This window comes from Amycolatopsis sp. NPDC059021, assembly GCF_042739895.1.
Classification (GTDB): domain Bacteria; phylum Actinomycetota; class Actinomycetes; order Mycobacteriales; family Pseudonocardiaceae; genus Amycolatopsis.
On the sequence record NZ_JBHYIQ010000018.1, the window covers coordinates 86,082 to 91,346 of the forward strand.

Below are 5,265 nucleotides of genomic sequence, written 5' to 3' on the forward strand. Positions count from 1 at the left end.
CCCATCAGGAATCCGCGACAACACCCCCCTCAGCTCAGCGATCCGCTCATCCAGATTTTCGGCGAACTTCTTCCACGCCGCCGCCATCGTCCACAGACCCTGCTCATTACCCTCAGGCCACGTCAAACCACACGTAACCTTGAAAAACTTCTGCAACTCGGGCGGCAACTGGGTCGAACCACCCCCACCACCATCACCAGCGCCCGTACCATACCCAGCCACACGCCCACCAGCACCGGAAACATCGCGAACCATTAACTTTTCACCTCCTTCCCATGGCTACACAGCGATTCCCGGTGCACCGACTTGACTGGCCGCTAGCACGCGACTATCGGATACCTATTTTTTCGGCGGCGTCTTGTCGATCTTCACGGCGGTGTCGTTGTCGACCGAGGCGAAGAGCCTCGCATTCTTTTTCCCCACGTCACCGGATTCGACCAGGTTGTCCTCGACACCGCCGAGCGCCACGAGATCCGCGCGCGCACCGTTGCCGTCCTCCCCGAAGTACTTCTGCGCGAACGCCTTCCCGATATCGTCGTTGCCCCACGCGCCGTCGTATTCCAGCAGCACATCCGACAGGGCCTTGTGACTGGCGCCGATCTTGTGCCCGACGTTCTGGAGGTCCGTCATGACCCCGTCGTACACCGATTCGTCGAGAAAGAAATCGTCAGCCATTCTCGCGAGCCTCCCGCTTGTGGTTCTCCGGCTTCGGCGGCTGGATGTCGAGACCGAACCCGCTCAGGGTTTCGAGCATCGGCCCCATCAGCGAGTTGATCATCTCGTCCGGACGGACCTTCCCGCTGGTCAAACCATCCAGATCCAGCCCGGGGACAGCCGCCGTCCCCATCAGTTCCGAAACCTTCTGCTGGGACTCGGCACGGCCCTTCCGCAGGGTTTCGACGATGACACTGGCCAACTCGGCAGGCGCCATCGACCGGTACTTCGAGGTGTTGAAGGTCAGGTCGGTCAGCTCGCCGCGCCCGTCGAACTTCATCTCGAGCGACTGGTCCTTGGCACGCACGGTCGTGGTCGCCTCGTCCCAGTGCTTGCCGAGTTCGGCGAGCTTCTGCTTCTCCTTCTCCAGCGTCGCCCACGCGTCCTCGGCGACCTGGTTGGGATCCATGGAGTTCCAGTCGGTCATGTTCATTTCCCTCGTTCCAGTAGCCGGTCCAGTTCGGCGAACTTCTCGGTGAGCTGGGCCTGTGCCTCACCATCGGCCAGCTCGCGCGTCTCGTGCTGTTCCGGCTCGCGGCGGCCCAACGTGCCGGACGCGCCGCCGCCCGGCGGCCAGGCGTCGGGTCTCGGCTCGGCAGGCATCGCCGCCATGCGGCTGTTCTGCTGCCCGCCCTGGCCGCCCATCCCGGCCATACCGCCCATCATCATCGGCGACATCGGCATGCCACCGGACTGCGACGTCATCGGGTCGACGGGACTATGGCCCGGTTTCGGCGCCGGAGCGTGCGGCGGCGGAACGGCGGACGGGTCCAGCCCCTGGAACGAACCCGTCTCGCCGCTGCCCGGGGTGAACATCCCGCGATCCTCCGGCTTGAACGTCCCGGACGCGGAACCGCCGGAGGCACCGCCGCCGCCCACCCCGAAGGAGGCGTGCTGTGTGGCGGGCGGGGGCACCTGACCGTCCATTCCGGTGACCTGGACCGCCTTGGTGTGCACGGACGGCGGAGCCTGGCCGGTGGCCGGTGCGAGCGGGACGCTGACCGGCGCGGGCTGAGTGGCGACCGGCGCGGGCTGGCTGATGACCGGCGCCGGCGGAGTGGTGACGGACACCGGATCCCCGGTCGAGGTGACGACCTTGGACACCTCGACCGGCACGGTCTTGACGGGTGCCGGCGTGCCCTTCGGCGAGTCGATCGACGTCGGCACGACGTCGGTCTTCTTGCGGGGAACCGGATCGGTGTCGACCGGGCTGTTCTCCGGCGCGTCGAAGTCGGGCTTCGAGACGACCGGATGGGTGACGTGCTCGGTGATGATCTTCTCGGGTTCGTTCGTGCGCTTTTTCTTGTCCGGACGGTGTTCCTTGGGCGGGCAGTGCTTCTGGTCCCGCTCCGGTTTGCCCAGCACCGGCGGCGCGAACACGTCCCGTTCGTGGTCCCGCTCGCGGTTCGGCCCCTGGGGAGCTGACCGCCCGGCCACCGGGCCCGGCGCCCCGACGGGAAACGTGTGCCACGGGCCGGGGGCGGGCTGCGTGAAGACCGGATTCGTCCCCTGCAACGGCCTCGTGTCCACCGGCTGCTGCTCCGGCCCCGCCGTCCGCCAAGGCTTGTCGACGCGCGCCGGGTCGTAGTCCTGCTCCCCCGGCCGGTGCGACTTCACCTGCACCGGACCGCCGCGGCCGTCGTGGGGGTGGCCGCCGCCGACACCTCCGGGCGCGATCAGGGCGACGTCGGTGACCAGCGGCCGATGGTGGCTCCCCGGCCCAGTGCCCTGTCCGTCGCCACCGCCCTTCCCGGTCGCGTTCCCGTTCGCGTCGGTGCCGATCCGAGTGTCCTTATAGGACAGCACGGGCAGCTGGTTGCCGACGTCCCAGTAGGCGGTCCGCAGATCGAGCAGGACCTGCTTGGCGGAGTCGTTGTGCACGCGCGCGGTCTCCTCGGGCGGTGGGGCACCGGGAGCGGGCGGTTTGCTCTCCTGCTCGGTCTTCTGGCCCTGGAGGTCCCGCATCCGCCGCTGGTGGGCGGCGAGCGTGTCACCCGCGGCGCGGAGCACCACGCCGTATCCGGGACTGCGCATGACCTGCACGACGCCGCTGACCCGGCCGGTCACCTCCTTGGCGAGCGCGTCGAAGTCCTCCGCGCCGCCACCGGTCCACGCCTCCCGCACGATGTTCAGCTGACGCCGGATCTGCTCGACCGCGTCCTGCAGCCGCGCCGCCGCGCGGTCGAAGGCTTCGGCCCGCTGGTAGAAGACGTCGGGACTGACCTCGTTGACCAGCTGCGCGATCTGGTCGAAGTTCAGCTGCTTCAGTACCGGATCGTCCGGGTTCGGTGGCGGATTGCCGGGAGCGCCGTCGGGCATGACCTACTTCTTCCTGCCCAGGACGGTTTCGTCCTGCGCTTCCGGGTCGTCGGTCCAGGCGTTCTTGTCGGCCTGCAGCCAGATCTGCGGCTCGCGCTGGTTGTTCTGCTGACCACCACCGCCCATGCCGCCCATGCCGCCGCCCATGGGCATGCCGCCCATCGGCATCCCCTGCTGGGGGTTGACGACCTGACCACCCGGTCCGCCCGAGACCGCGCTCACGGTGTTCGGCATCCTGGCCGCGTTGGTGCCCGGCTGGGTGTAGCCGCGCTGCCCGGCGACATCGGTGTCGAACTGGGCTCGTTGTCCGCCGCCACCCGGCCCGTCCGAACTGGTCGGGAGGTTCACACCCCCACCGCCACCACCGCCGTGGCTTCCGCCGCCCGTGCCGCCGCTGCCGCCGCCGGACAGGAAGTCCTTCGACGAACCGTCGAGCTTCGGCACATTGTGCGTGGTCCCGTCGAGCGGGGACGTGTGAACGCCGTCGAGGGATTTGCCGACCGCGTTCCGCGCGTCCTCCAGCACCTTCCTGGTCTCCGGGTCGGCGTCCTTCATGAGGTCGTCGAACGCCTTGTTCGCCGCGCTCTTGGAGTTGTCGAGCAGGTGCTTGTCCTGTGATCCGGGCGCGTCGGGCAGGACGTCGTCGATCGCCTTCTTCGCGTCTTCCAGAGCGCGCTTGGCTTCCGGGTCGGTGGTGTTCTTGATCAGCTCGTCGAGGGCCTTGTCCGCCGCCGGCTGCGCGTCGTGGCTGGCGAAACCCTTGACGTTCCCCGGATCGACCGCCTTGGCGACGGCGTCCTTCGCCTTCTCCAGCGCGTCATGGACCGCGGGGTTGTCCTTGTGCTGTCCGTCGATCTTGTCGATCGCGTCCATCGATTTGTGCTTGAGATCGCCGAACGGCCCGTCGTGCTTGGCCTGGGCGTCGTCGAAGGACTTGTCGAGAGCCTTCTTCGCGTCTTCCAGCGCCGCCTTCGTCTTCGGGTCGGCGTCCTTCATCGCGTCGTTGAGCGCCTTGTCGGCGGCTTCACGCGCGTGCTTCAGGCCGTCCTCGCCCGGCTTGACGTCGTTGATGGCGTCCCCGACGGCCTTCTTCGCCTTCTCCAGCGCGTCCTTGACAGCCGGGTCCTTCTGGTGGTCCTTGACGTCGTCGATCGACTTGAGGGCCTTGTCCTTGGCGTCGCCGAGTTCCTTGGCGTGCTTGGGATCGAGGTCGCCGATGGCCTTGTCGACGGCCTTCTCCGCCTTGTCGAGGGCGTCCTTGGCCTTGGGGTCGTCCTTGTACTTGTCCTTGACGCCGTCGATCGCGTCCTTGGCGGCCTTCTTGGCGTCGTCGAGCGCCTTGTTGTTCCCGGTACCACCCGGGCCGCCCGAGGTGGTGGGGATGTCGCCTTTGCCGCTCTTGTCACCCTCGCCACCGATACCGCCGATGGCGTCCTGCGCGGCCTTCTTCGCCTTGTCGAGCGCGTCCTTGGTGGCCTGGCTGTCGTTCGGGTTCTTGACGCCGTCGATCGCCTTGCCCGCAGCGTCCTTCGCCTTGTCCAGCAGCCCCTGGTCACCACCGCCGCCCTTACCCGTGCCACCGCCGCCGGTGTCGCCACCGACGCCACCGATCGCGTCCTGCGCGGCCTTCTTCGCTTTGTCCAGCGCGTCTTTGGTTTCCGGACTGTCACCGGGCTTCTTCACGCCGTCGATCGCGTCGCCCGCGGCCTTCTTCGCCTTGTCCAGCACCCCTTGGTCGCCGCCACCGCCCTTGCCCGAGCCGCCGCCGGTGTCACCGCCACCGCCACCCACGGGCGTGCTCTGCCCCCCGAGATTGGGGACATCCGATTTCGCGGCCTTGAACGGATCGCCGGTGGAAAGCTTCTTGTCCTTGTCACCCGAACCATTACCCGAACCGCCGCCTGAGCCGCCGGTATCGTTGTTCTTGTCTTTGTCTTTGTCTTTATCTTTGTCCTTGTCCTTGTCCTTGTCGTTGTTGTTGCCGTTACCGTTGTTGTTGCCGCCGCTGCCTTTGTCTTTGTCTTTGTCCTTGTCTTTGTCTTTGTCCTTGTCTGTCCTGTTCGCGAGGGCGGCCGCCGCGTCGAACTCGTACCCACCAGCGATGTCCAGCGGCGCCATGTCCTTGCCGCGGCTCACGTACTGCGAGATCAGCCCCGTCAGGTAGCCTTGAAGTTCCTTGACAAGACTATCGTCGCTGTTCTTCTTGAGAAGATCCAACGCGTTCTGCGCGGT

General features: G+C 67.0%; 4 protein-coding genes. All 4 read right to left on the reverse strand.

Annotated elements, in window-relative coordinates:
* Positions 1-339 precede the first annotated feature (339 nt).
* A complete protein-coding gene (locus ACFWX1_RS13600; protein ID WP_378387026.1) occupies positions 340-675 on the reverse strand; it encodes a hypothetical protein in 336 nt (111 codons plus the stop codon).
* A complete protein-coding gene (locus tag ACFWX1_RS13605) occupies positions 668-1,141 on the reverse strand; it encodes a YbaB/EbfC family nucleoid-associated protein (RefSeq protein WP_378387028.1) in 474 nt (157 codons plus the stop codon). Before ACFWX1_RS13605 ends, ACFWX1_RS13600 begins: the two co-directional genes overlap by 8 nt.
* A 2-nt stretch (positions 1,142-1,143) precedes the next feature.
* On the reverse strand, positions 1,144-3,033 hold the full coding sequence (locus ACFWX1_RS13610; RefSeq protein ID WP_378387029.1) for a hypothetical protein: 1,890 nt from the start codon (positions 3,031-3,033) through the stop codon (positions 1,144-1,146).
* 3 nt (positions 3,034-3,036) lie between these two features.
* Positions 3,037-5,265: hypothetical protein (locus tag ACFWX1_RS13615; protein ID WP_378387031.1), on the reverse strand; the 2,229-nt coding region annotated here is incomplete at its 5' end.